Genomic DNA, 26,147 nt, shown 5'->3' with positions numbered 1-26,147 from the left:
GCCCGGGGTCCAAGGGCCCCTTGGGACGCCTCCCCTCGGCCCTGCCGCCCTAGGCAGGCGGCATCCCTGGCCACCGACCGGGGTGCCGCACGGGGTTCACACCTTGGCGGACGACTCGGAGGGCTTGGACCGCTCGGACGGGTGGGCCTCGGTGAGCCGGATCCCGGTGATCAGATCGGGAACGATACGGACCGCGTAGTCCATCGTCCGCTCCACCCATGGACGCAACACAGCCTGATATCGAGCCAGCTCCACCGGATCGGTGACCAGTCGGGCGTAACCGGTCACCACCACACTCCACCCGAGGTGCGTGCCGGGGTCGATCAGGTCGGCTTCGTAGGCGACCACGACACCGGGAGCACCGGCCTCGTGCGTACGGGAGGTCAGGGCCGCGCCCTCGTGGGTGCGGATGACGATGTCGCCGCCGTCCAGGACATGGTTGACCGGGCGGATCGTCGGCAGGGCGTGCCGGGTGAAGACGATCCGCCCCAGGGAAACGCTGCCCAGCAGCGCCAGGGCCTCGTCACCGCCGAGCTCGGTGCTTCGGCGAGGTCCCACCGGGCTCGAGCGGACGTCGTCGAACCTCATGGCATGCTTTCGTGCGGGATCATCACTCATGGTCTTGTCTCCGCTCGGCTTCCCGGGGCTTCGAGGGGTGCGAGGACTCGGTGCGGCCGGGCGGTCGCAGGGTCGGTCAGCACATTGGAGCGTCGACGGCGAGCCGTGTGCTAGGGCCGTTCGGCCCCGACCGCTCGTCTCCCGGCCCGAAGTCGCCCCGGCGCGGGAGACAGGGCCGACCGGCCCTGGCCCTTCGGCCCAGGACGTACAAGGATCTCCGCGGGAGGAGCCGCCGTCCCGGTGGAGGAGCGGCTCGCCAAGGACAGCACGGACGCGGACGAGGAGTATGCGATGGCGGACACCGAGCGGCCCGGCCCCGAGGACCCGATCCGGGTCTTCCTGCTGGACGACCACGAGGTGGTACGGCGAGGGGTGCGCGACCTGCTCGACGACGAGCCGGACATCACGGTCGTGGGCGAGGGCGGCACGGTCGAGCAGGCCCTCGTCCGCGTACCCGCCCTGCGCCCCCACGTGGCGGTGCTCGACGTACGGCTGCCCGACGGCGACGGGGTGGGCGTCTGCCGCGAACTGCGGTCCCGGGTACCGGAGCTGGCCTGTCTGATGCTGACCTCGTTCGACGACGAGGAAGCCCTGCTCGACTCGGTCATGGCCGGGGCGGCCGGGTACGTGCTCAAGCAGATCCAGGGCTCGGACCTCGTCACCGCCGTGCGCACGGTCGCCGCCGGCCAGTCCCTGCTCGACCCGAGCGCCGCGACCAAGCTGATGGCCCGGCTGCGCGGCGAGCGGACCAGGGAGGAGGCGCCCGACGCCCTGCCGGGCCTGACCGACCGCGAACGGGAGATCCTCGCCCTGATCGGCGAGGGCCTGACCAACCGTCAGATCGGCTCGCGGCTCTACCTCGCCGAGAAGACGGTCAAGAACCACATCTCCCGGCTGCTGGCCAAACTCGGAGTGGAACGCCGTATCCAGGCCGCGGTGATCGCCACCCAGGCACAGGACCGGCTCCGGCAGGCAGGACACTGAACCTCCGGGCAGCGCCCTGCCACGACCTGCCCGAGCAGGGGCCGATACCGTGGTACGTGACCGGGACGGCCGGCTGCCGGCGCGTCGGAAGACCTGGAGGATCACCGGTGGAGAGCCCCGACCGGGCGGAAGCCCGGGTACGGCTGCCGCAGCTGAGGCTGGACGAACTGCTGGAGGAACTCCAGGCCCGGCTGGACGCGGCCCGCGGCACGCGCGACCGGGTGCACAGCCTCCTGGAGGCGGTGCTCTCGGTGGGCCGGGAGCTGGACCTCGAACACGTGCTGCACAGCATCGTGGAAGCCGCGGCGGCCCTCGTCGACGCGCGGTACGCCGCCCTCGGCGTGATCGGCCCGGACGGAAAGCGGCTGTCCGCCTTCCACACGGTGGGCGTCGGCGAGGAGCAGATCGCCCGCATCGGCCCCTTCCCGGAAGGGCACGGCATCCTCGGCGAACTCATCCGCCACCCCGAACCGCTGCGGCTGGCCGACCTCTCCGAGCACACCTCGTCGTACGGCTTCCCGCCGCACCACCCGCCGATGAACACCTTCCTCGGCGTTCCGATCCGGGTGCGCGACCAGGTCTTCGGCAATCTGTACCTGACCGAGAAGCGGGGCGGGGCGCGGTTCGACGAGGAGGACGAGTCGGTCCTGTCGACCCTGGCGGTCGCGGCCGGCGTCGCGATCGACAACGCCCGCCTGTACGAGCAGTCGCGGCTGCGGGAGCGCTGGCTGCGGGCCAACGCTGAGATCACCCACAGTCTGATGTCCGGCAGTGAGCGCGGCGAGGCACTCGGCCTGATCGCGGAACGTGCCAGGGAGATCACCGGCGCGGCCCTGGCCGTACTGGCCATGCCCATGGAGGACACCGGCTCGCTGGTGGTGGAGCTGGCCGCCGGACAGGGCGCGGAGGAACACCGCGGTCTGGTGCTGCCCATCGGCGACAGCCTCACCGGCCTGGCCTTCTCCACCGCCGAGCCCGTGCGCAGCCCGGACGTCACCCGGGACGGGCGGGTGTCGGCCGACGCGCCCCTGTTCACCGGGCTCGGACCCGCGGTGGCCGTCCCCTTCGGCGCCGGTGAAGGCGTACGGGGTGTGGTGCTGCTGGTACGGCGGGCGGGCCGGGCGGTGTTCTCGGAGAAGGAGACCGAGCCGCTGCAGGGCTTCGCCGCGCAGGCGGCCCTCGCGATGGAACTCGCACAGCGCCGCCGTGACGCCGAGCAGATCGCCGTGCTCCAGGACCGGGACCGGATCGCCCGGGACCTGCACGACCTCGCGATCCAGCGGCTGTTCGCCACCGGCATGACGCTGCAGAGCGCCGGCCGTCTGATCGGGCACGGCGCGGCCTCGGAGCGGGTACTGCGGGCGGTGGACGACCTGGACGAGACCATCAAGATCATCAGGTCGACGATCTTCGGGCTGCGTGCGCGCGACGGCACCGCCGGGGCCGGACTGCGGGGCCGCGCCGTGCGGGTCGTCGGTGAAGCGGCCCCGGTACTGGGCTTCGCGCCCAGCCTCCGGATGGAGGGCCTGCTGGACACCGAGGTGCCGGGCGGGATCGCCGAACACGTGGTGGCCGTACTGTCCGAGGCGCTCACCAACGTCGCCCGGCACGCGCGTGCCGACCGGGTCGCCGTGGCCCTCGAAACCGATGGTGAGGAGGTGCGGCTGACCGTGCACGACAACGGCGTCGGCGTCCCTGCGGACGGCCGCCGCAGCGGGCTGCGCAACATGGCGGAACGCGCCGGTCAACTGGGCGGCGAGCTGCGGATCACCAGCCCGGACGGGGGCGGCACCACGCTGGTGTGGCGGGCGCCGGTGCCCGACGAGGAGTGACCGAGGGGATGGCCGGACGCCGCGGGCCACCCGTTGCCGCGGAGTGTCCGCCGCCCTTCAGATCCGGCTGCCGCTGCCGTACGGCGCGTACAGGTCGAGCAGCCGGACCCGGGCCGCGTGCAGCCGGTGGGCCACCACCCTGCCGACCCAGACGGCGACCGCCCGGCCGAACTCGGGGTCGCGGACGCACATCTCCCGCATGGCCTCCGCGTCGAACTCCCAGGCCCGCACGGGGGTCGTGGCCTCCGCCCCCAGCTGCCACAGGTAGGGCGGGAAGTGCCAGGACCAGCCGACCAGTTCACCGTGGCCCAGCGCCTCGATGACGGCGGCCCGGCGGCCGGGGACGCGCAGATCGAGGTGGACGGTGCCGGTCCGCACGATCCAGAACCGGTCGGCGCGCCGGCCCTCCTCGAAGAGACGGGTGCCCTCCGGGACGGAGACCTCGCGGGCGATCCGCAGGAGTCGCTCACGGTGGTCGGTGGGCAGGGCCGCGGACAGGGTGGTGGAAGAGGCCATCGCTCCGGCTCCTTTCGTTCTCGCACCGCGAGCGGCCGCCTGACGAACCGGACGGTACGAGAACGCCGCGCCTCGGTCGCGGGACTGCCTCTCGTCGTTCCCCGGGGCCGCACGCGGGGGTTGTGTCGGGTGGATACGAGCGTGCCGCCGGGCGAGGCGGGGCACCAGGGCCGCTCGGACCCGGCCGTGGGCCGTTAGGCCCGGAGTCCGCGACTCCGGCTGCGACCGCCCGCACCTCCGAGTGCGAAGGGGTGATCAGACCCGGGCCACGAACCGCACCTCGACCAGCAGTTCACGGAAGGCCAGTCGTGGGGTGCCGATCATCGTGCTGGCCACCTGAGGGTCCGGTCGCCCGTAGGCCTCCTTGCGCACCGGCCCTGCCGCGGCGTCGGCCGCGTCGACGTCGACCGCGTAGATGACCTCTTCGACGACGTCGTCCATCGACGCGCCGAAACGCCCCAGCAGCACTGCCGCGTTGGCATAGCACTGGCGCAACTGGTCGGCCGTGCGGGAGAAGTCGGTGACCCGTCCGGCCTCGTCGACCGGAGCGGGGGCGACGAGATCCGTCCCGTCGTGTGCCACCTGACCCGAGAGGTAAATGGTGTCGCCGCGCCTGACCGCTTGGACGTACCCGTAGTCCCTTTCCCAGGGGACCTGGAAGCTCTCGACCTGAAGTGCGTTGCTCATGGCGTTCCCATCATCGGAAGCGGGGTGGCGAATTGGTACTCCCGAAACCGTATGAGGATCAGTTCAGGGCGGAACAGACCCGGTTGTGCCACGTGCGGCAAGGATCGTGCCAGGAGCCGGTACCGGGCCCGACGGCCGTGCTCGTAAGCTGGAGGGGAGGCACGGGAGCGAGGAGTCGTCGGTGCGATCAGGTGGGCACACAGTCGTCGCGATCCTCGCGGTGCCGCGAGCGTACGCGCTGGACGTCAGCATCGCGGGGCACGTGTTCGGCCGGCACCCGGGCTATCGGGTGCTTGTCTGCGGAGACCACGACGCGACCGCGGAAGTCCGGCCGACTCACTCGCCGGCGGAGGCGGAGTACGCGGATATCGTCGTCGTCCCGGGTTACGAGGGCCCACTGAGCCCGGTTCCGGAAAAGTACCTCGCGGTGCTGCGGGCCGCCGCAGAGCGGGGTGCCCGTGTGGTCGCCGTCTGCACCGGTGTATTCGCTCTCGCGGCCGGCGGAATACTCAAGGGAAAGACGGTCACGACACATTGGCGCCACACGGAAGAACTCCGATTGGCGTATCCGGAAGTCGAGGTGGTGGAGAACCGGCTGTTCGTCGAGGACGGGTCGATTCTCACGTCCGCGGGCGCGGGCGCGGGAATCGACGCGTGCCTCCATGTCGTACAGGCGGATTTCGGGACGGCCGCCGCGGACGGCGTGGCCAAGGACGTCGTGTTCTCCCCGGTCCGCGGTGCGGACGAGCCGCAGTACACGGAAACGCCCACCCCCGCGCGCGACAGTCTGCGCGCGACGCAGGAATGGGCGATCGAGAACATGGGGTCGTCGATCACCGTCCAGCGGATGGCGGACCACAGCATGTTGTCCCGGAGAACCTTCATCCGGCGTTTCGTGGGTGAGACCGGACTGCCTCCCATGCAGTGGGTCGTCCTGCAGAGACTCCTCCGTGCGCGCCGGCTGCTCGAGACCTCCGACTGGACGGTCGAGAGGATCGCCACGGAGACCGGGTTCGGTACGTCCGCCAATTTCCGGGCCATCTTCCGCAGGGACGTGGGACCGACCCCGACCGCCTACCGGAAGGCGCACGGTGCCAGGACGGCGCCGTCCGGTGGCGTGGAGCGACCCGCCCCTCAGGCGTCGGCCGTGGCGGCCTCCTCCGGCGGATCGACGAGCTGCTCGCGTACGTAGTTCCAGACCACCGCGATCAGCGCGGCGACCGGCACGGCGAGCAGACTGCCCACGATGCCGGCCAGGCTGCCGCCCAGGGTCACCGCCAGCAGGATCACCGCCGCGTGCAGACCGAGGCCGCGGCTCTGGATGATGGGCTGGAACACGTTGCCCTCCAACTGCTGCACCACGACGATGATCGCCAGCACGATCAGCGCGTCCGTCAGGCCGTTCGACACCAGGGCGATGAGCACCGCGACGAAGCCCGCGAACAGGGCACCCACGATCGGCACGAACGCGGACACGAACGTCAGCACCGCGAGGGGCAGGACGAGTGGGACGCCCAGGATCCACAGTCCGAGGCCGATGAAGACGGCGTCGAGCAGACCCACGAGTGCCTGCGAGCGGACGAAGGAACCCAGCGTCTCCCAGCCGCGCAGGGCGACGGCGGGGACGTCGGTGGCGAGCCGGCCGGGCAGCTGGCGGCTGAGCCACGGCAGGAACCGCGGCCCGTCCTTGAGGAAGAAGAACATCAGGAAGACGCCCAGCACCGCGGTGATCAGACCGTTGACCACGGTACTCAGGCCCGTGGTCACCGTGTTGACCACACTGCCGATGCTGTCCTGGACACGCGCCATCGCGGAGTCGAGCGCACTGGTGATCTGGCCGTCGTCGATGTTCAGCGGCGGCCCCGCGGCCCAGTCGCGCAACCGGTCGATGCCTTCCATCACGCCGGCGGTCAACTCGTCGGTCTCGGAGGACATCGGCACCGCGATCAGGGCCACGATGCCCGTGACGACCAGGAGGAACCCCACGGTCACCACCGCGGCGGCCAGTGCGGGACGCCACCCGTGCCGCCGCAGGAAACGGGCCGACGGCCAGGTCAACGTGGTCAGGAGGAGACCGACTATCAACGGCCACACGACCGACCACATGCGGCCGAGGACCCACAGGGCCACTGCGAGCATGACAAGTATCAACAACACCTCGGCAGAGGTACGCGCGGAGGTGCGGAGCGCGGCGCGGGTCCTCGCGGAACTCAATCTGGCAGACATGGGGTTCACCTTATGGCGACACCCGTTGCCCTCCTCACCCCGAGTCCTTCCCCGGCCGGCGAGCGTCGGCTCAGGGGACCTCGGCCCAGTCGAGTGTGCGCTCCACCGCCGCCTTCCACCCGGCGTACCCCCGCGCGCGCCGGTCGTCGGACCACTGGGGTTCCCAGCGCCTGGACTCGTGCCAGTGGGTGCGCAGTTCCTCGGTGTCCCGCCAGAACCCCGTGGCCAGTCCCGCCGCGTAGGCCGCGCCGAGCGCGGTGGTCTCCGCGACGACGGGACGGCTGACCGGTACGCCGAGGACGTCGGCCTGGATCTGCATGCACAGGTCGTTGGCGGTGACGCCCCCGTCGACCCTGAGCACGTCGAGGTGGGCCCCGGAGTCCTGTTCCATGGCCTCGACGACGTCGCGGCTCTGGTAGCAGATGGCCTCCAGCGTCGCCCGTGCCAGGTGCGCGCTGTCGTTGTACCGGGCGAGGCCGACGATCGCTCCCCGGGCGTCGGAACGCCAGTACGGGGCGAACAGGCCCGAGAAGGCGGGAACGAAGTACATGCCGCCGTTGTCCTCGACGGTACGGGCGAGGACCTCGCTCTCGGCCGCGGACTTGATGACCTTCATCTGGTCGCGCAGCCACTGCACCGCGGACCCCGTCACCGCGATGGAGCCCTCCAGCGCGTAGACCACCGGGCTGTCGCCGAACTGGTAGGCCACGGTGGTGAGGAGGCCGTGCCGCGAGCGGACCAGTTCCGTGCCGGTGTTGAGCAGCAGGAAGTTGCCGGTGCCGTAGGTGTTCTTGGCCTCGCCGGGTGCGAAGCAGACCTGTCCGACGGTGGCCGCCTGCTGGTCGCCCAGCACTCCGCCGATGGGGATGGCGGCGCGCAGCGGCCGGGAGGTCCGGGCCACACCGTACGCCTCCGCGTGCGAGGAGGGGTTGATGGTGGGGAGCATCGCCCGGGGGACGCCGAAGAGGCCCAGCAGTTCGTCGTCCCAGTCGAGCGTCTCCAGGTCCATCAGCATGGTGCGGCTCGCGTTGGTCACGTCGGTGGCGTGGATGCCGCCGTCCGGACCGCCGGTCAGGTTCCACAGGACCCAGGCGTCCGTGTTGCCGAAGAGGGCGTGGCCTTCCTCGGCCGCCTCACGGACGCCGTCGACGTTCTCCAGGATCCACTGGATCTTGCCGGCGGAGAAGTAGGTGGCCGGCGGCAGTCCGGCCTTGCGGCGGATGACCTCGCCCCGGCCCGAACGTTCGAGGTTCGCCGCGATGGCGTCGGTGCGGGTGTCCTGCCACACGATGGCGTTGTAGTAGGGGCGGCCGTTGCGGGAGTCCCACACCACGGTGGTCTCCCGCTGGTTGGTGATGCCGATCGCCGCCAGGTCGGTCGCCGACAGCCCGCTGAAACGCAGGGCGTTCTGCATCACCGAGTTGGTGCGCTCCCAGATCTCCACCGGGTCGTGCTCCACCCAGCCGGAGCGGGGGAGGATCTGGGCGTGCTCCAACTGGTGCTTCGCCACCTCGTTGCCGCCGTGGTCGAAGATCATGAACCGGGTACTGGTGGTTCCCTGGTCCACCGCGCCGATGAAGTCCGCCATGCTGTGCCGCCTCTCCGGCCGGGGTCAGTCCTCGGGCGCCGGTACGCGCCCCGTGGGCTCCGGCTCCGCCGTGGGCAGGAACCGGCCGATGAAAACCTTGTACACACCCGCGCCGAGCACGCCACCGATCAGCGGGCCGACGATCGGAACCCAGAAGTAGAGGTTCCCGTACTGATCTCGCCAGGCCCCGCCGTACCCGGTGAGGAAACTGGCCAGCCGGGGGCCGAAGTCGCGGGCCGGGTTGATGGCGTATCCCGCGTTGGTGCCGAAGGCCATGCCGATCGCCACCACGACCAGGCCGATGACGAAGGGCGCCAGGTTCGCGCCCGGCGGCGAGTTCAGCATGTCCGTGAGGGCCAGGATCAGCAGCAGCAGGATGGCGGTGCCGATGACCTGGTCACGAAAGGCACCCCACTCGTGCACCGGGAGAGCGGTGTTCCCGTTGGCGGGGAGCGTGGAGAACACGAACTGCGTCTTGATGGTGTGGCCCGGGTCGGCCTTCGCCAGCGCCTCCGTGTAGTTCCAGCGGACCAGGAGGGCGGCCACGAAGGCGCCGGCCGTCTGGGCCAGCGCGTAGGGAACGACCTTGCGCCACGGGAATCCCTTGAACACGGCGAGGGCGACGGTCACCGCGGGGTTGATATGCGCACCGCTCAGCCTCGCCGCCACGTAGACGCCCAGTGTGACACCGAGCCCCCACGCCCAGGAGATGCTGTCGTGGTCACCGAGACCGCCCTCCGGGTCCGTCAGGGCCCCGCCCGCGACCACTTGGGCCACCACGCCGCAACCGAAGAGGATGAGGATCATCGTGCCGGCGAATTCGGCCGACAACTCACCGATCAAGCCGGACCTTTTGAGCCGCTCAGCCATGGAAGCTCACCTTCCGCCGGCTGAACCGGCCGTCGACTGCCCGAGCCTCTCAGTCGTCACATTAAGGTGATAAGCGGCAAGCCGCATGTGAAGCGCGTCCGTCCGCCCGGCGCCGCTCGCCGTCAGCCGGCGTTGTCCGGGGCCGGGGCGATGACGGCGAAGGCACGCTCGGTCAGGCCGAGGGGGTCCTCGGCGCTGTCGCTGTCTGCCGGGCGGAGCCGCGCGGCGGACCGGTACGGGTGCGGCGCTCCCCCTCGGCGGCGGACGCCGGGACCGGCCGCAGTCTGTGGGAGTTGTCGGAGCGGCCGACCGACGTGCGCCACCCGCTCCGTGTCGTGCCCGACCGAGGAGTCACCCGGGGGCCGCCCTCTCACGGACCGATGGGCATCCGGCGCTTGTGGTCGGTCAGCCGGTAACGGGTGACGATCTTCTCGAAGGCCTGCTCCTTCACCGGCTTGCCCTCCAGGAAGTCGTCGATGTCCTCGTAGCTGACACCGAGGGCGTCCTCGTCGGCCTTGCCGGGGTCGAGGGTCTCCAGGTCGGCCGTCGGCACCTTGCGCACCAGCTCGGCGGGCGCGCCCAGCGCGTCCCCGACGGCGCGCACCCGGCGCTTGGTGAGACCGGTCAGCGGGACGAGGTCGGCGGCGCCGTCGCCGAACTTGGTGAAGAAGCCGGAGACCGCCTCGGCGGCGTGGTCGGTGCCGACGACCAGGCCGTCGTGCGCGCCGGCCACGGCGTACTGGGCGATCATGCGCTGCCTGGCCTTGACGTTGCCCTGCACGAAGTCCTGGTGCCGGGCGTCGCGGAAGGTCACACCGCCGGCGATCAGCGCCTCCAGCGCGGCGTCGCTCGCGGGCTTGATGTCCACGGTGAGCACGTGGTCGGCCTTGATGAAGGAGAGCGCGAGCTGGGCGTCGTGCTCGTCGGCCTGGACCCCGTGCGGCAGGCGCATCGCGTAGAAGCTCGCCTCGTGACCCCCGGCCCGCGCCCGCTCGACGGCGAGCTGGCACAGCCGGCCGGCGGTGGTCGAGTCGACACCGCCGCTGATGCCGAGCACCAGGGAGCGCAGGCCGGTGGAGGTCAGCCGCTCGGCCAGGAAGGCCACCCGGCGTTCGATCTCCCGTTCGGCGTCGAAGGTCTCCTCGACCTCCAGTTCCCGGGCGATCTCCAGTTGCAGGGCGATGGACGCCGGCTCGCTCAATTCCGCTCCTTGTTCGATCCGCAGGGGGACTCCTCACCCACCCTACCCAGAGGCGCCCGGGGGATCCGGGCCGACCGGTGTGTGGAGCGCGACGTGCGGGGGGGCCGTCAGGAGCCACCCCGCACGTCCGTCGGTCAGCTCAGCGGTTCCACCCGGATGTCGCGGAACCGGACCTTGTTCCCGTGGTCCTGCAACCGGATCGCCCCGGCGGCCGGCGTCTCGGCCCTGCCCGACGCGGTGGGCCCGTCGAGGGCGATGTCGTCGTGGACCTTCTCGCCGTTCCACACCACCGTCACCCGGGCGTCGGCGGTCTTGCGGCCGCTGTCGTCGTAGCGTGCCGCCCGGAAGACGATGTCGTACGTCTGCCATGTCTCCGGCGCCGCCGCCGCGTTGGTGTCGGGCGCCTTCTTCAGATAGATCGCGCCGGCCTCGTTCGTGGCCGGCGAGGTGTCACCGTAGGAGTCGAGGATCTGCAGTTCGTAGCGGTCCTGGAGGAAGATGCCGCTGTTGCCGCGGTCCTGACCGGTCACGTCCGGCCCCAGCAGCGGCACGCGGAACTCCACGTGCATTCTGAAGTCCTGGTAGGCCTCCTTGGTGCGGATGTCACCGCAGCACACCTCCATCGACCTCTCCTCGGCCAGGGGCCACGCCACGCGCCGCCCGTCCGTGTGCAGCCACTGCTCCTGCGAGGCGGTGGTGCCGTCGAAGAGCGCGACGCGGGCTCCGTGCGGGCGCACGGTGATCAGGTCGAGGTTGACATGGCCGGTGTCGCCGGGATCGTACCGGTAGGAGATCGTGTTGTGGCCGGCGCGCAGCCTCAAACGTTCGGTCCGCGTGGACCAGGAGTCCCAGTCCCCGGTGGAGGCGAGTTCCGTCTGCCGGACCTTCTTCCCGTTGGCGTACAGGGACAGGGACTTGGTGCCCTCGAACGGGTTGGGGCCGTTGGAGTAGCGCAGGCCGACGTCGTAGGTGCCCGGCTTCGGGACCGTCACGTCGAACGTCGTGGCGGTCTTGCCCTCGGTGTCGTACCGGTCGACGAATCCGCTGCCGGAGTAGCCGACGTGGTCGGTGTCGATCCCGGCCGTGCCCGTCAGGCGCGCCTCTTCGGCCTCGTAGAGCGTGGCGGGCGGCGGCTGCTTGCCGGGCATCTCGTTGAGCGTGTACCAGGCCTCGGTGCTCCACAGGGTCTCACCGGACGCCGAGGTGAAGGGGCGCGGGGAGCGCACGTGCACCACACGGTCCGGCTTCAGGCCGTCCAGCCGCAGCCGGACGGTCCGGCCGTCCTTCGAGAGGGTCGCCGAGCGTACGGACAGGTCCTCCTCGGCGATCTTCGGGCCGCCGTAGTCGGCCGTCGGCGTGTAGTGCCACTGCTCGGCCTGGTAGCGCGCGGCGAGTTCCGCGGCGGTCTCCTCGGAGAGCGGCTGGGTGTACGTCAGGTCGAAGCCGCCCGGTACGGCCCGCATCTTGTGGATGTCGAACGTGTTGCCGCCGTTGGGCGTCAGCTTCTGCAGACCGAACCTGAGCTTCCCCTCCTGGCCCCAGTTGCCGTCGGCGCCCAGGCCGCCGGCGTAGATCGCTCCGTCGGGTCCGACGGTGATGCGGTTGACACCGGCCTCCAGGCCCTGGGTGTAGCGGAAGACGGCGCCCTGGTACTGGCCCTTCACCTTCTCCAGATAGGCGCGTTGCAGGCCGCCGTAGGTGACGTCACCGATCAGCATCTGGCCCGCGAACCGGCCCTTCCTCAGGTACAGCGGGGTGGAGGGCGAGTTGCCGATCTCGTTCTGCGGCAGCCACAGCACCGGCTCGGTGACGGGGGAGTCCTCGAAGGGGCCGGCGGGCTCGGTGTAGTGGTTGAAGAAGCGGTCCTGCTTGATCTGGACGAGCTTCGAGGAGGGCAGCCAGCCGCCCTGGTTGTCGGTGGTGAAGAGGCCGCCGCCCGGGCCCCAGCCGATGCCGTTGGGCGTGCGCAGCCCGCCCGCGACCGGGCTGATCTTTCCCGTCCTCTTGTTGATCTTGTACGTCGTTCCGCGGCCCGGCGCGGGCTGCGGGCTGGTGGTCGCGCCGCCGAGGTCGATGGCGACGGAGAGGTTCACGTAGAAGTGGCCGTCGCGGTAGAGCAGACCGAACGCGAACTCGTGGAAGTTGCCTCCGTACGGCCAGGTGGCGACCGTGCGGTACTCGTCGGTCACGTCGTCGTCGTTCCGGTCGACGAGCCGGGTCAGTTCGTGCTTCTGCGAGACGTAGAGCGAGCCGTCGACGTACTTGATGCCCATCGGTTCGCGCAGCCCGCTCGCCACCTTCTTGACGGTGACCTTGTCGCGGCTGGTCTCGCCGGTGACGTTGTCGAGCAGGTACACCTCTCCGGCAACGTTGTCGGTGCCGCCCCAGGTGCTGATGGCGAGGCGTCCGTCGGGCAGCCAGTCCATGCCGCTGACCTGCGGCTCGAACCCGTCGGGGCGCAGGTCGGTGAGGGCGAGGTCGGGGCGCACGGAGGTCAGCGGCAGGCCGTCGCCGGGGGTGTCCCCGCCGGCCTCGCACTCCTTGCGGCCCGGCGCCGTCACCCGGACGACTCCGGCGTCGGTGCTCAGGGCCTCTCGGGGCACGACGGTGAACTCGCTCTCGCCCGGAGGCATCCAGGAGAGCCGCAGCTCCTGTCCTCCACCGCGGTCGAAGTGCTCGACGCGCAGCGGATGCGCTCCCGCGGTGAGCTCGACCGTGCCGTCCTTCGGCTCCGCGCCGTGCAGCCCGTCGTGGTCGATCACCGTGGCGTCGTCCAGGGTCAGCCGTGAACCGTCGTCGCTGGTGAGCCGGAACACGTAGGTGCCCTCACGCGGCGCGACCAGGTAACCGGAGGCCTCGGAGACGAAGTTGTCGGCGATCCCGCCGAAGTCGGCGGTGCTGGACCAGTCGACCGTCGGCATCAGCTTGTCGTGGTTGGGTGTCTGGCCGGGCTTGAGGGTGCACAGCTCGTTCAGCGGCGTCTGTACGTCGAACACACGCAGCGTGACGCCGGGTTCCTGCGGGGGTATGTCCGCGGGAGCGGCCGAGGACGCCGGAGCGGCCAGGACGCCGCCGACGGAGACGGCCGAGGCCAATAGCAGGATGAGGTGTCTTCGGGCACGCGAGAACAGGCGTTGGCGCATTGGTCCTCCAGGGCATGGGGACCGGACCGTGCCGGAAATCGTTCCGGTCTCGTGCGGTGGGACTGCACTTCCGCCGCCAAGGTAGGAGACTTCCGCTTGACATGTCCATACTTTGTCATCGATGTGTTCAAAGTTCTCGGAGCCCACCCGCTCCGAGGGGACCGTCCCGGGTCAGCGGCCCTTGCGCACCCGGGCCGCCGCGCGGGCCTCCGCGGCCTTGCGGGCCTCGGTCGTCTTGCGGGACTCCTTCGCGGGGCGGCCCGAACGGGCACCGAGGCCGCGGAAGGGGGCGTTGCCACCGCCGGCCCGCGACCCGTCCGGCGGGCGCTTCGCACCGGTGATGGCCGTCAGCTTCGCCTCGCCGGAGCGCACCGGGGTGATCGTCGGCCGGATCCCGGCGTCGGACATCATCCGGTTCACCTCGCGGCGCTGCTCGGGCGTGACCAGGGTGACGACACTCCCGGACTCCCCGGCGCGCGCCGTACGCCCGCCGCGGTGCAGGTAGTCCTTGGCGTCGGCCGGCGGATCGACGTTGACGACGAGGTCGAGCGCGTCGACGTGGATGCCCCGGGCCGCGACGTTGGTGGCCACCAGCACGGTGACCTTGCCCTCCACGAACTGGGCGAGCGTATGCGTGCGCTGCGGCTGTGACTTCCCGCTGTGCAGGGCGGCGGCCCGCAGGCCGCTGGCCCGCAGATGCCGGGTGAACCGGTCCACCCCGGCCTTGGTGTCCAGGAACATCAGCACCCGGCCGTCCCGTGCGGCGATCTCCGTCGCGGTCGCGTACTTGTCGGCGGGGTGAATGGTCAGTACGTGGTGTTCCATCGTGGTGACCGAGGCCGACGCCGGGTCGACCGACGCGACCACCGGGTCGTGCAGATGGCTCCGCACCAGCTGGTCGACGTCGCGGTCGAGCGTGGCCGAGAACAGCAGCCGCTGCCCGTCGGCGGGCACCTGGTCCAGGATGCCCGTGACCTGCGGCAGGAACCCCAGGTTGCACATCTGGTCCGCCTCGTCCAGCACCGTGATCCGCACGCCGTTCAGATGGCAGTCACGGCGCGACACCAGGTCGGCCAGCCGCCCCGGCGTCGCGACGACCACGTCGGCGCCCTCGCGCAGCTGTGCCGCCTGCCGGTTGATCGCCAGCCCGCCGACCACCGTCGCCAGCCGCACGCCGAGCGTCCGCGCGTACGGCGTCAGCGCGTCGCTCACCTGCTGGGCGAGTTCCCGCGTGGACACCAGGACCAGCGCGAGCGGCCGTTTGGGCTCGGCCCGCCGGCCCGCGATCCGGACGAGCAGGGGGAGCCCGAAGGCCAGCGTCTTGCCGGAGCCGGTCCGGGCGCGGCCGAGGACGTCGCGGCCGGCCAGCGCGTCGGGCAGGGTCGCCGCCTGGATCGGGAACGGCTCCGTCACGCCCAGGCCGGTCATCGTCTTCAGCAGCGCCGGTGGCAGGCCGAGCGCGTCGAAGGACGCGGCCGGTGGCCCGTCCACCGACTCCGGTGGCGTTGCCGTCCGCCGGGACTTGCCGGCCGGGGAGGTTTCGGGGGATGACGACGGGTGCGCGTTCATGGGCGACCTTCCTGATCAGGCGCCCGGAACGCGACCGGGCCCGTACCCCTCGGTACGGACCCGGGCGCCTCAAAGCGTGGACCCCAGTTTACCAGCGGGCGCCTACTTGGATTCGACCCGTCCGAACGGGTTCGGTCCGGCCGTCAGGTCGTCACACGCCGCCTGCCAGGCGGGGTCCCCGGGGTACAGCTCACTGCGCAGATAGGCCCAGGCGAGCCGACGGACCGCGGCCACCCGCTCGGGGCTCTCGTCCGTGGTCTCGGCCACGTCGTAGCCGGCGACCCCGCCGAGCCCGTGTTCCGCGCCGGACAGGGTGAGCAGGGCCTTGGGGCCCGGGGACAGGTGGTACGGATCGGCGTGCCACCGCGGCCCGTCGACCGTCAGGTGGGCGGAGTCGTCCCGGTCGCCGGCGACCACGAGCGCGGGCGTCGCCATCCGGGAGAAGTCGGTGGTCAGGAAGAAGGGGTAGTTCTTGGCCGCGGACTCGCTGAGGGCGTCGCCGCCCCGCCCGGGTGCGGCGAGCAGGACGCCCGCCTTGATCCGGGGCTCGGCCAGGTTCACCTCCGTTCCGTCGTGCGGATCGGTGAGCCGGGCGCCCAGCAGCAGGCTCGCGGTGTGCCCGCCCATCGAGTGCCCGGCCACGGCGACCCTGCTGCGGTCCAGCCGTCCGAGGAGCTGCGGAACGGCTGCTTCCAGCACGTCGAGCCGGTCGAGAACGCGCGTCATGTCCTCGGCCCGAGACCGCCAGAACAGCGGTGCGCCGGGGGTCTCGGGATCCAGCCTCAGCGTCCTGGAGCTCAGGTGGGTGGGCTGGATGACGACGAAGCCGTGCGCCGCCCAGTGGTCGGCGAGGGGAGCGTAGCCGTGCAGCGAGGAGAGGTGGTTCGAGTAGCCCTGCCCGTGCGAGAGGAGGATGACCGGCAGGTCGCTCCCGGTCAGGGGCGCGGAGACCCGCACTTCCAGGTCCACGGCCCGGCCGGGAGCCGGCAGCACGACCGGAGCGAGGGAGAGGACGGGCGAGGGGGAGCCGGTGACGCCGGCCGCGGGGAGGGGTGTGTGCATGGGTGCGTGTCCGTTCGATGGCCGTCGCGGCCGGTCTCTCGGGACCGGCGGCGTGTGCGGCGTTGAGGAGTGTCCGGCTCCGGACGACCCGAAGCGGAACGCTGTCCCGTTTAATATACGGAACATCGTTCCGCTTAGTCAACGCCCTCGGGGGGAAGGGGGCGGGCCGCCCGGCGTGAACGCGCGGTGGCGGTGCGGGGGTCAGTCGCCGGTGTGCGCCGCGTGGACGCGGCGGTGGCTCCAGACGAGCAGGGCGAACAGGATGACGCCCGAGATGATCAGGCTCGCTCCGGTGCCCCATCCGGAGAACGGCACCTGGGGCAGCAGGCCCCACGCGAAACCCGCGCCGATGAGGAGCAGCCCCGCCAGGACCGAGCCGGCGATGCGCCACGGGGAGGAGACGCTCTCCTCGGCGGCCCGCATCGCCTGTCCGCGCACGGGGGCGACGAACCGGTCCAGTGCCGGGACGGCGCGCGCCAGCAGCACCATCCCGGCGAACACGAGCAACAGGCCCGGCCCGGGCAGCACCAGCAGGGCGACGCCGAGCACCACCAGTGCGGCTCCGAGGGTGCCCAGGACGGCTCGCCGGATCGATTCGACACTGCGTGCCATGTCGCCCCACCTTCCCGCGATCGGCAAGAACGCCGGTTCCGTCGGCCTGCTCAACCTTAGGCAGGCATCGACGCGCGGGCGAGTGTGGACCAGCGCCCCCCGGCCCGTACGGCCGGGCGGGGGCGGTACCCCGGGTGGCGGTCGGCATGGCAAGCTGTGGTCCTGTTGTCCGAACCCAGGAGGTCACCATGACTGCAGAGTCTTCGTCGCAAGCAGGTTCGGAGTCGGCCGACGTCGAGAGCCCTGCTCTGACGCCCGACGAGAACGGCCAGTACGACCTGAAGGGCAAGTTCCGGGAGGCGCTGGAGCGCAAGCGCGGCAAACAGGCCGAGGCCGCGGCGATCGCCGCGCACACCGACGCGTCGAAGATCCGTGGCGCACACGGTCCGGCTGCGAGCCAGCGGTCGTTCCGTCGGAAGAGCGGCGGCTGACGGCTCCGGAACAGCGTGGTGTGGGGGCCTGACCATGGCGTGCCGGTCGGGCCCTCGTCCGTGCGGCCCGCGCACGCCGCCCCGGCTTCGCGGCGCCGGGTCTCCGGTAGCTCCCGGGGTGTCGTCAGGGCCGGCTGGTCAGGTAGCCGCCCATACGGGTGAAGTACTCCGTCGCGGACAACTCCCGTCCGTCCTCCGTCCGTACCCGTGTGATGGCGAGGCCCTGGTTGCGGCCGGTGCGCGCGTCGGCTCCGGCGACGATCACCACGCCGTCGCCCTCGCGGTAGAAGACGCGGCCGGGCGTACCGCCGTAGCGGCCCCGGGACACCACGGCGGCGAGGACCTCGAGCCGCCTGCCCCGGTGGAAGGTGAAGGCGCTGGGATAGGGCTCGGACTGGGCACGGACCAGGCGCTCCAGGTCCGCGGCCGGCCAGTTCCAGTCGATGCGGATGTCCTCGGCGGACCGCTTGTGGAAGAAGCTCGCCAGGGACCGGTCCTGCTTGGTGAACTCCGTCTGTCCGGCGGCGATGAGGCCCAGCGCGGCCGTGGTCACCGGAGCGATGAGGTCGACGGTCTTGTGGAAGAGGTCGGTGGCGGTGTCCGTCGGTCCGACCGGTACCGCCTCCTGCCGGACGATGTCGCCGGCGTCGAGTTCGTCGTTCATCATGTGCGCGGTGACGCCCACTTCGGACTCGCCGTTGATCAGAGCCCAGATCACCGGGGAGAAGCCGGCGTACTTCGGCAGCAGCGAGTCGTGGACGTTGAGTGTGCCGTGGCGCGGGAGGCCGAAGACGCGCGGGGGGATCCATGTCCGCCAGTTGTTGGCCACGATGATGTCCGGGTCGGCCTCCTTGAGACGCTCGAGCAACTCGTCGTCGTCGGGGCGGTCGCGGATCAGTACGGGGACGCCGTGCTCTTCGGCGAGGTCGTGGACGGAGTCGCTCCAGATCTTCTCGTACGCGTGCTCGCTCTTGGGGTGCGTCACGACCAGCACCACGTCGTGTTCGGAGTCGAGGAGGGCTTGCAGGGTGCGGTGCCCCCAGGTCTGGTAACCGAACATGACGACCCGCATGGAGTTCCTCCTCGAGACAGGGGACAGCCCGGGCAAGTAAAGCAAGGCTTACCTTAGTGCGCAACGACCTTGCGTGATACCCCAGTTGAGCGCGTCGCCACCGAATCGCCCTATCGACAGCCATGTGGCGTTAGCTTAGGCTCACCTAAGTTTCCGGCGGCCGTTCCGTCGCATGTCCCGTTCCGGCAACCCCCCACGCCCGACAGGCGACTGTTCCGCACGATGGGAGTGACATGTCACAGGTTCCCTCTGATGGCCCCGCACCTGACGGGCCCCCGCCCGATGGCCCCCCACTGGTCCACGACCTCGTCGGCATCGGCTTCGGACCGTCCAACGTCGCCATGGCGATCGCGCTGAGCGAGCACAACGCACACGCCGGCGGGCCGGAGACGGTCACCGCTCGCTTCTTCGAGCAGCAACCGCGCTTCGGCTGGCACCGCGGCATGCTGATCGACGACGCGACCATGCAGGTGTCCTTCCTGAAGGACCTGGTGACACTCCGCAACCCGGCCAGCGAGTTCAGCTTCCTCTGCTACCTGCAGAGCAAGGGACGGCTGATCGACTTCATCAACCACAAGAACCTCTTCCCACTGCGGGTGGAGTTCCACGACTACTTCGAGTGGGCCGCCGCCCAGGTCGACGACCTGGTCTCCTACGGTCACGAGGTCGTCGGTGTCGCCCCCGTCCTCCGTGACGGAGCCGTGGAACACCTGGAGGTGACGGTCCGTTCGGGAGAGGGCCTCGAGATCCACCGGGCGCGCAACCTCGTCATCGGCACCGGACTGCGTCCCCTCGTGCCCAAGGGCGTGGAGCGCGGCGACCGTGTCTGGCACAACTCCGAACTGCTGGCGAGGGTCGACGCTCTGGAGGGCACCTCACCGTCCCGCTTCGTCGTCGTGGGCGCGGGCCAGAGCGCCGCCGAGAACGTCGCCTACCTGCACCGCCGCTTCCCCGGGGCCGAGGTCTGTGCCGTCTTCAGCCGCTACGGCTACAGCCCCGCCGACGACAGCGGTTTCGCCAACCGGATCTTCGACCCCGCCGCGGTCGACGACTACTTCACCGCGCCCGGCAGCGTGAAACGCCGCCTGATGGACTACCACGGCAACACCAACTACTCCGTGGTGGACATCGACCTGATCGACGACCTGTACCGGCAGATGTACCAGGAGAAGGTCCTCGGCACCGAGCGGCTGCGCTTCCTCAACGTGTCCCGGCTCACCGACGTCAAGGAGACGCCGGACAAGGTCCGCGCCACGGTGAAGTCCCTGGTCACCGGTGAGGAGACTTTCCTGGACGCGGACGTCGTGGTCTTCGCGACCGGCTACGGCCCGGCCGACCCCCTCGGCCTTCTCGGCGAGGTCGCGGACCGCTGCCTGCGCGACGACGAGGGCCGCGTCCGCGTCGAGCGAGACTACCGCGTCGCCACCGACCCCGGCCTGCGCTGCGGCATCTACCTGCAAGGCGGCACGGAGCACACCCACGGCATCACGTCGTCCCTGCTCTCCAACACCGCCATCAGGGTCGGGGAGATCCTGGAATCGCTTCTCGACCGGGGCCTCAAGTCCGCGTCCGACGCGGTCCGGACGGTCGCCGACGGAACCGGCACGAACGCCCGTTAGTGTACGTCGCCATGACCACGACTGCGATTGGACGTCCCACGCCCGGGGGCGTAACAGAGGCCCGTCGACGCCGGGTTGCGGGACTGGGCGTACTCGCGGTGGTACTCGTGGTCGCGGCAGCGGCGTCGCTGGTCGTCGGCGCGCGCGCGTTGAGTCCCGCCGAGGTGTGGCACGGGCTGTTCGCGGCGCCGGACCCCGACCAGCGGCTCACCGAGATCAGACTCATCGTGCGCACCGTGCGGGTGCCCCGCACGGTGCTCGCGATCGTGGCGGGCGTCGCCCTGGGGGCGGGCGGAGCGCTGATCCAGGGATACACACGCAATCCGATCGCCGACACGGGTCTGCTGGGGGTGAACTCCGGCGCCTCGTTCGCCGTGGTGACGGGGATCGCCCTGTTCGGGTTCACCAGCCCGTTCCAGTACGTCTGGTTCGGCTTCCTGGGCGCGGCGGTCGCGGGTGTCGTCGTGTTCGGGCTGTCGAGCATCGGCCGGGGCGCCGGCAACCCCTTGACGCTCGCGCTGGCCGGGCAGGGCGTCACCGTGTTCCTCGCGGCGATGACCACGGCGGTCGCGCTGACGGACAAAGCCTCGCTGAACGCGCTGCGCTTCTGGAACGCGGGTTCGGTGGCCGGAGTCGGGTTCGACGTCATCTGGCCGGTGACCGCGTTCATCGTGGTCGGGCTGGTTCTGGCACTGACCACGCTGCCCGCCGTCAACCTGCTCAACCTGGGTGACGACGTGGCCCGGGGCATGGGGGTGAACATCGCACTGACCCGGACCGTCGGCATCGTCGCCATCACCCTGCTGGCGGGCGCGGCGACGGCGGCGTGCGGCCCCATCGCGTTCATCGGTCTCATGGTGGCCCACGTGGCCCGGTACCTGACCGGGCCGGACTACCGTTGGCTGGTGCCGTACGCGGGGTTGCTCGGCGCCGTCGTCCTGCTGGTCTGCGACATCGTGGGGCGTCTGGTGGTGCGGCCGGGGGAGCTGGACGCGGGTGTCCTCGTCGCTCTCCTCGGCGCGCCGTTCTTCGCGGCCCTGGTGTGGCACGGAAAGTTCAAGAACGCGTGAGCGGCGGAGCGGATGTGCGGCCGGACGTGACGGGGAACGGGGCGGACGTGAGGGCGAACGGGGCGTACGTGGGACCGGGCGGGGCGGATGTGGCGGTGAACGAGACCGGGGTGAAGCCGGCCCTGGCGCCCGGAGTGCGGCTCGGGCGCGTGTCGTTCGTGTGGCGGCCCTGGATCGCCTGCGTCACCCTGCTGCTGACGGTGGCGGCCTTCCTGCTGTTCTGCCTGTCCATCGGCGTCGGGGACTTCCCCATCAGCCTGCCCCGGGTGATCGCCACCATCTTCGGCCGGGGCGAGCAGGTCGACGAGTTCGTGATCATGGACCTGCGGATGCCCCGTGCCCTCGCCGGCCTCGTCGTGGGTGTCGCGCTCGGAGTCTCCGGCGCGCTCACGCAGTCCATCGCGCGCAATCCGCTGGCCAGCCCGGACATCCTGGGCATCACCAACGGTGCCAGTGCGGTCGCGGTGTTCCTCGTGACGGTGTCCGGCGGCACCGCCGCGGCGATCGTCAGCGCGGTGGGCCTGTCCTCGGCGGCGCTCGCGGGCGGTCTGGGCACCGGGCTGCTGGTGTACTTCCTGGCGTGGCGCCGGGGAATCGACGGCTTCCGGCTCATCCTCATCGGTATCTCGGTGAGCGCCATGATGCAGGCGATCACGACCTGGCTGCTGGTCACGGCCGACATCAGGGACGTGGCCCGGGCCCAGGTGTGGCTGGTCGGCTCGCTGGACAACCGGGGGTGGAACGAGGTCTGGGTGGCCCTGTGGGGAACGCTCGTCCTGCTGGCCGTCGTGTCGTGTGTCGCGTTCCAGTTCAAACCGATGCACTTCGGCGACGAGGTCGCCGCGGGTCTCGGCGTCCGGTATTCGATGGTGCGGGCGGTCCTCCTGCTGTGCGCCGTGCTGCTCGCCGGCCTGGCGGTGAGCGCGGCCGGACCGGTCCCGTTCGTCGCTCTGGTGGCGCCGCAGGTGGCGATGCGTCTGGCGAGGTGCCCGACGCCGCCGTTGGTGGCTTCCGGCATGGTGGGGGCCCTGCTGCTGATCGGCTCGGACCTGGTCGCGCGCACGGCACTGCCGGTCTCCCTCCCGGTCGGTGTGGTCACCGCCGCGATCGGCGGCCCCTTCCTCGTCTATCTGCTGGTGCGGGCGAACCGCGGATAGCTGGTACAAAGTAAGGCGAGCCTAAACAAGGGGGCCTTGTGAACGGTCAGTCCACCACCGCGACCGAGTCCGGAGCCGACGGCGCCGCACGGCTGGCGGCCAGGGGAGTCACGGTCGGATACGGCGCCCGGACCGTCATCGACGATCTCGACGTGGCCATCCCGTCCGGGGTGATCACCACGATCATCGGCCCCAACGGCTGCGGGAAGTCGACCCTGCTGCGGACGCTGTCGCGACTGCTCAAGCCGGCCAGGGGGACGGTCGTGCTGGACGGCGAGGACATCGTCACGCTCCGGACCAGGGACGTGGCGAAGAAGCTCGGCCTGCTGCCCCAGGCGCCCCTCGCGCCGGACGGGCTGACGGTGTCCGACCTGGTCGCCAGGGGGCGCCATCCGCACCAGAGCTGGCTGCGGCAGTGGTCGTCGGACGACGCCGCCGTCGTGGAGCGCGCGCTGGCCATGACCGGGGTCCTCGACCTCGCCGACCGCCCGGTGGACTCGCTCTCCGGCGGCCAGCGTCAGCGCGTCTGGATCTCGATGACCCTGGCACAGGGCACCGACCTGCTGCTGCTGGACGAGCCGACCACCTACCTCGACCTGGCCCACGCGATCGACGTGCTCGATCTGGTGGACGACCTGCACGAGTCGGGGCGCACCGTGGTCATGGTGCTGCACGACCTCAATCTGGCCACGCGCTACAGCGACAACCTCATAGTGATGCGGGAGGGGGCGATCCTCGCGCAGGGCCACCCGCGTGACGTGATCACCGCCGACCTGCTGCACGACGCCTTCGGACTGCGCGCCAAGGTGATGGACGACCCGGTGGGCGACCGGCCGCTCATCGTGCCCGTTGGACGCGCCCACGCCGAACTCGCCCGGGTACCCACAGAGTTGAAGTAGTGAGGGTAGGCTAACCTCACTCCAGCGCGGTAAGGTTTGCTGCCCCTTGGACGGGGGCGTAGTGGACGGCGCGACAGCAAGGGATCCCCGGATGCTCCTCAGAACGACGCGTACGAAGCCCCGGCGGCGGTTGGCGGCGGCCCTGTCCGCCGTCGCACTCGGCGTCGGCCTCCTCGCGGGGTGCGGTTCCGACTCGGACGACTCGGCGGACAAGGCGGGCGACGGCTCCCAGGCAGCCGCCGCCGGCGCCTTCCCGGTCACCGTGGAGCACGCGTTCGGAACCACGAAGGTCACCGAGGCTCCCGAGCGGGTCGTCTCCGTCGGCTACACGGACGACCAGACCGTCCTGGCGTTCGGCATCAAGCCGGTCGGCATGGTCGACCAGTACCCGAACCCGGCGGGCCAGAGCCCCGACATCAACACACAATGGCCCTGGGTGAAGGACAAGTGGGGCGACACCAAGCCCGAGGTCGTCATGAAGAACGGCGACTCCGGCCCCAACTTCGAGAAGATCGCCGCCCTGCGGCCGGATCTGATCGTCGCGGTGTACTCCGAGATCGACCAGGCCGCCTACGACAAGCTCTCCAGGATCGCCCCCACGGTGGGCCGCACCAAGGCCGAGAAGGAGCCGTTCAGCGCGCCGTGGCAGGACAACGCGCTCCACATCGCCAAGGCGCTCGGCAAGGCCGAGGAGGGCGAGAAGATGGTGGCGGACATCCAGGGCAAGCTCGACGCGGCCAAGAAGGCGCACCCCGAGCTGGCGAGCCAGACCGCCGTCGTCCTGTCCTGGTACGAGGACTCGGTGGCGCCCTTCACCTCCACCGACGTGCGCGGACGGCTGGTGACGGGCATCGGCTTCACGTACCAGACCGAGATCGACAAGGTCGCGGACGGCACCTTCTACACGAAGCTCTCGCCCGAGCGTGTCGACCTCGTCGACGTCGACCGGATCTTCGTCATCAACGACAAGGCCGACCAGGACGCGCTGAAGAAGTTCGAGCTGTTCGGCAACCTGGACGCCGTGAAGAACGGCAAGGTGTCGTACCTGCTGGACAGCGAGGGTCCGGCGGTCGGCGCGGCCATCTCCCAGGGCACCCTGCTGTCCATGCCGTACGCGATCGACGAGCTCGTCAAGTCGGTCGGGCAGGGGTGAGCGGGACCGACACACGCGTCGCCCCGGCGACGCTGCGTACGGCGACCGGACGCGAGGCCACCCGGTGGATCGCGGAGCACTGCCGCGAGGTGCCGTGGCTGACGGGCGCCACCGTACTCACCACGGTGGCCGGGGCGGCGCTCCAGGTGCTGCCGGTGCTGCTGCTCGGCCGGGTGGTCGACGCGGTGGTCGAAGGCGAATCGCGGTCGGTTCTCGTGACGATCGGCACCCTCATGGTGGCCGCCGCGCTGCTCGGCGCGGCGGCCACCGCGGTGTCGACCTATCTGATCGGGCGGCTGGGCGCCGATCTGCTCGCGCGGCTGCGCGAAGGCGCCGTCCGGGCGGTGCTGGGGATGCCCAGCACCCGGATCGAACAGGTCGGCCGGGGAGACGTGCTGTCCAGGGTCGGTGACGACGTGGCCGTGATCTCCAAGGGCATCCGGACGGCCGTCCCCACGGTGTTCTCCGCGGGCGTGCTGGTCGCCATCGCCACGGCGGGCATGTTCGGACTGGACTGGCGTCTCGGCCTGGCGGGCGCCGGCGCGCTGCCCGCGTACGCGCTGGCCCTGCGCTGGTACCTCCCCCGGTCCGCCCCGCTCTACCGCAAGCAGCGGGTGGCCCAGGCCGACCGGGCGCAGGCCCTGATAAGCGGTCTGAACGGGATCGACACCGTCCGGGCGTACCGCCTCGAAGACGCCTTCCGCCAGAAGGTCACCGCCGAGTCCTGGCGGGTGCGCGATCTCGGTATCGAGGTGTTCCGGTTCTTCGGCCGGTTCGTCGGCAGGGAGAACCGCGCCGAGTTCATCGGACTGACCCTGATCATCGTGGTGGGCTACGCCCTGCTGGAGGCCGACGCCGCCAGCCTGGGAGAGGTGTCGGCGGCCCCGCTGCTGTTCCACCGGCTGTTCACCCCGCTGGGCGCCATCATGTTCACCTTCGACGAAGCGCAGAAGTCGGGCGCGAGTCTGACCCGGCTGGTCGGGGTGCTGGGGGAGGAGGCGGAGGACCGGCTGGTGGGCGACGCGTCGGTCGCGGTGGCGGACGAGTCCATCCCTTACCCGGTGACGGTGGAGGGGCTGACGTTCGCCTACCCCGGCGCCGAGGAGCCGGTCCTGAGGGATGTCAGCCTGACGATCCCGGCGGGCGGTTCGCTCGCCCTGGTGGGGGCGACGGGTGCGGGCAAGACGACCCTGGCGGCGCTGATCGCGGGTATCGGCACCCCGCAGGCCGGGACGGTGCGCGTCGGGCCGACCGATCTCGCCGGTGTGGACGAGGCCGGGGCGCGGGCCCTCGTGAGCATCCTGACCCAGGAGACGCACGTGTTCTCCGGTCCGCTCGTCGACGATCTGCGGCTGGCCGCGCCGGAAGCGACCGCCGCCGAACTCATGGACGCCCTGCGCACGGTGGGCGCCGACGTGTGGGTCGATGCGCTGCCCGACGGGCTGGACACCATGGTCGGCGAAGGCGGCGAGCGCCTCGACGTCACCAAGGTCGCCCAGATCGCCCTCGCCCGGCTGGTGCTGAGCCGGGCGCCGGTGGTGGTCCTGGACGAGTCGACCGCGGAGGCGGGCAGCGAGGGCGCCGCCGAGCTGGAACGGGCCGTGCTGGCCGCCTGCTCGGGCCGGACCACGTTGTTCGTGGCGCACCGGCTGACCCAGGCGATGGCCGCGGACCGTATCGCCGTCCTGGACGCGGGACGCGTCGTGGAGCAGGGGACGCACGGGGAGCTGGTGGCTCTGGGCGGCCGGTACGCGCGGTTGTGGCGGGCCTGGAGAGAGGGTAGTTAGGTATGCCTAACTTAGGCTAGCCTGCCTTCATTCCTTGGAAGGGGCGTTGAG

General features: G+C 70.9%; 22 protein-coding genes. 10 read left to right on the top strand and 12 right to left on the bottom strand.

The window, feature by feature from the left end; genetic code table 11:
• Window positions 1-96: 96 nt before the first annotated feature.
• Window positions 97-588, bottom strand: a complete 492-nt coding sequence (locus tag QC283_RS09645) for a pyridoxamine 5'-phosphate oxidase family protein (protein ID WP_279560976.1) — start codon at window positions 586-588, stop codon at window positions 97-99.
• Between the two features lie 321 nt (window positions 589-909).
• Between QC283_RS09645 and QC283_RS09640 the strand changes: the two genes are divergently transcribed.
• Both QC283_RS09640 and QC283_RS09635 read left to right on the top strand, forming a co-directional pair.
• The gene (locus QC283_RS09640; RefSeq protein ID WP_279561153.1) at window positions 910-1,602 is read left to right on the top strand and encodes a response regulator transcription factor; all 693 of its coding nucleotides are present in this window, start codon (window positions 910-912) and stop codon (window positions 1,600-1,602) included.
• A gap of 107 nt (window positions 1,603-1,709) precedes the next feature.
• Complete coding sequence (locus QC283_RS09635; RefSeq protein ID WP_279560975.1) at window positions 1,710-3,434, top strand: GAF domain-containing sensor histidine kinase; 1,725 nt, start codon at window positions 1,710-1,712, stop codon at window positions 3,432-3,434.
• A gap of 57 nt (window positions 3,435-3,491) precedes the next feature.
• Here the strand turns inward: QC283_RS09635 and QC283_RS09630 are convergent, their stop codons facing one another.
• Window positions 3,492-3,950, bottom strand: coding sequence for a Crp/Fnr family transcriptional regulator (locus QC283_RS09630; RefSeq protein ID WP_279560974.1), 459 nt, complete (start codon window positions 3,948-3,950; stop codon window positions 3,492-3,494).
• A 255-nt stretch (window positions 3,951-4,205) separates the two neighbouring features.
• Window positions 4,206-4,637, bottom strand: a complete 432-nt coding sequence (locus tag QC283_RS09625) for a Rid family hydrolase (protein WP_279560973.1) — start codon at window positions 4,635-4,637, stop codon at window positions 4,206-4,208.
• A 181-nt stretch (window positions 4,638-4,818) separates the two neighbouring features.
• Here QC283_RS09625 and QC283_RS09620 point away from each other — a divergent pair, with 181 nt between their 5' ends.
• Window positions 4,819-5,829 carry a GlxA family transcriptional regulator gene (locus QC283_RS09620; protein ID WP_279560972.1) on the top strand — a complete coding sequence of 337 codons (1,011 nt, stop codon included), beginning with the start codon at window positions 4,819-4,821 and terminating at the stop codon, window positions 5,827-5,829.
• Here QC283_RS09620 and QC283_RS09615 read toward each other — a convergent pair.
• From QC283_RS09615 to QC283_RS09575, 8 genes are all read right to left on the bottom strand, one after another.
• A complete protein-coding gene (locus QC283_RS09615) occupies window positions 5,772-6,863 on the bottom strand; it encodes an AI-2E family transporter (protein ID WP_279560971.1) in 1,092 nt (363 codons plus the stop codon). The two genes, QC283_RS09620 and QC283_RS09615, sit on opposite strands and share 58 nt — an antisense overlap.
• A gap of 70 nt (window positions 6,864-6,933) precedes the next feature.
• The gene (gene glpK, locus QC283_RS09610; protein WP_279560970.1) at window positions 6,934-8,451 is read right to left on the bottom strand and encodes a glycerol kinase GlpK; all 1,518 of its coding nucleotides are present in this window, start codon (window positions 8,449-8,451) and stop codon (window positions 6,934-6,936) included.
• 24 nt (window positions 8,452-8,475) lie between these two features.
• Complete coding sequence (locus tag QC283_RS09605) at window positions 8,476-9,321, bottom strand: MIP/aquaporin family protein (RefSeq protein WP_279560969.1); 846 nt, start codon at window positions 9,319-9,321, stop codon at window positions 8,476-8,478.
• 370 nt (window positions 9,322-9,691) lie between these two features.
• Window positions 9,692-10,522: an ammonia-dependent NAD(+) synthetase gene (gene nadE, locus QC283_RS09595; protein WP_279560968.1), complete on the bottom strand. Its 831-nt coding sequence runs from the start codon at window positions 10,520-10,522 to the stop codon at window positions 9,692-9,694.
• Window positions 10,523-10,656: 134 nt separating this feature from the next.
• On the bottom strand, window positions 10,657-13,665 hold the full coding sequence (locus QC283_RS09590) for a family 16 glycoside hydrolase (protein WP_279560967.1): 3,009 nt from the start codon (window positions 13,663-13,665) through the stop codon (window positions 10,657-10,659).
• Window positions 13,666-13,836: 171 nt separating this feature from the next.
• Window positions 13,837-15,234: a DEAD/DEAH box helicase gene (locus QC283_RS09585; protein ID WP_443032576.1), complete on the bottom strand. Its 1,398-nt coding sequence runs from the start codon at window positions 15,232-15,234 to the stop codon at window positions 13,837-13,839.
• Between the two features lie 102 nt (window positions 15,235-15,336).
• A complete protein-coding gene (locus QC283_RS09580; protein ID WP_279560966.1) occupies window positions 15,337-16,296 on the bottom strand; it encodes an alpha/beta hydrolase family protein in 960 nt (319 codons plus the stop codon).
• Window positions 16,297-16,497: 201 nt separating this feature from the next.
• A complete protein-coding gene (locus QC283_RS09575) occupies window positions 16,498-16,908 on the bottom strand; it encodes a PGPGW domain-containing protein (RefSeq protein WP_279560965.1) in 411 nt (136 codons plus the stop codon).
• A gap of 188 nt (window positions 16,909-17,096) precedes the next feature.
• On the opposite strand from QC283_RS09575, the gene QC283_RS09570 reads away from it, so the two are divergent.
• Entirely contained in the window at window positions 17,097-17,339 is a 243-nt protein-coding gene (locus tag QC283_RS09570) for a DUF5302 domain-containing protein (protein ID WP_279560964.1), read from the top strand.
• Between the two features lie 124 nt (window positions 17,340-17,463).
• On the opposite strand, the gene QC283_RS09565 is transcribed toward QC283_RS09570, so the two are convergent.
• Window positions 17,464-18,411, bottom strand: a complete 948-nt coding sequence (locus QC283_RS09565) for a methionyl-tRNA formyltransferase (protein ID WP_279560963.1) — start codon at window positions 18,409-18,411, stop codon at window positions 17,464-17,466.
• Between the two features lie 233 nt (window positions 18,412-18,644).
• Between QC283_RS09565 and QC283_RS09560 the strand changes: the two genes are divergently transcribed.
• From QC283_RS09560 to QC283_RS09535, 6 genes are all read left to right on the top strand, one after another.
• Window positions 18,645-20,030, top strand: a complete 1,386-nt coding sequence (locus tag QC283_RS09560; protein ID WP_279560962.1) for a lysine N(6)-hydroxylase/L-ornithine N(5)-oxygenase family protein — start codon at window positions 18,645-18,647, stop codon at window positions 20,028-20,030.
• A gap of 11 nt (window positions 20,031-20,041) precedes the next feature.
• Complete coding sequence (locus QC283_RS09555; protein WP_279560961.1) at window positions 20,042-21,100, top strand: FecCD family ABC transporter permease; 1,059 nt, start codon at window positions 20,042-20,044, stop codon at window positions 21,098-21,100.
• A 95-nt stretch (window positions 21,101-21,195) separates the two neighbouring features.
• A complete protein-coding gene (locus tag QC283_RS09550; RefSeq protein ID WP_279560960.1) occupies window positions 21,196-22,257 on the top strand; it encodes a FecCD family ABC transporter permease in 1,062 nt (353 codons plus the stop codon).
• Window positions 22,258-22,295: 38 nt separating this feature from the next.
• Entirely contained in the window at window positions 22,296-23,156 is an 861-nt protein-coding gene (locus tag QC283_RS09545; RefSeq protein ID WP_279560959.1) for an ABC transporter ATP-binding protein, read from the top strand.
• Between the two features lie 91 nt (window positions 23,157-23,247).
• Window positions 23,248-24,309, top strand: a complete 1,062-nt coding sequence (locus tag QC283_RS09540) for an iron-siderophore ABC transporter substrate-binding protein (RefSeq protein ID WP_279560958.1) — start codon at window positions 23,248-23,250, stop codon at window positions 24,307-24,309.
• A complete protein-coding gene (locus tag QC283_RS09535; RefSeq protein WP_279560957.1) occupies window positions 24,306-26,096 on the top strand; it encodes an ABC transporter ATP-binding protein in 1,791 nt (596 codons plus the stop codon). Before QC283_RS09540 ends, QC283_RS09535 begins: the two co-directional genes overlap by 4 nt.
• Window positions 26,097-26,147: the final 51 nt, after the last annotated feature.

Source organism: Streptomyces sp. DH41, from assembly GCF_029813785.1.
Taxonomy (GTDB): Bacteria; Actinomycetota; Actinomycetes; order Streptomycetales; family Streptomycetaceae; genus Streptomyces.
The sequence above is the reverse complement of the archived record's forward strand: the minus strand, read 5'-3'. Positions and strand labels throughout refer to the sequence as shown.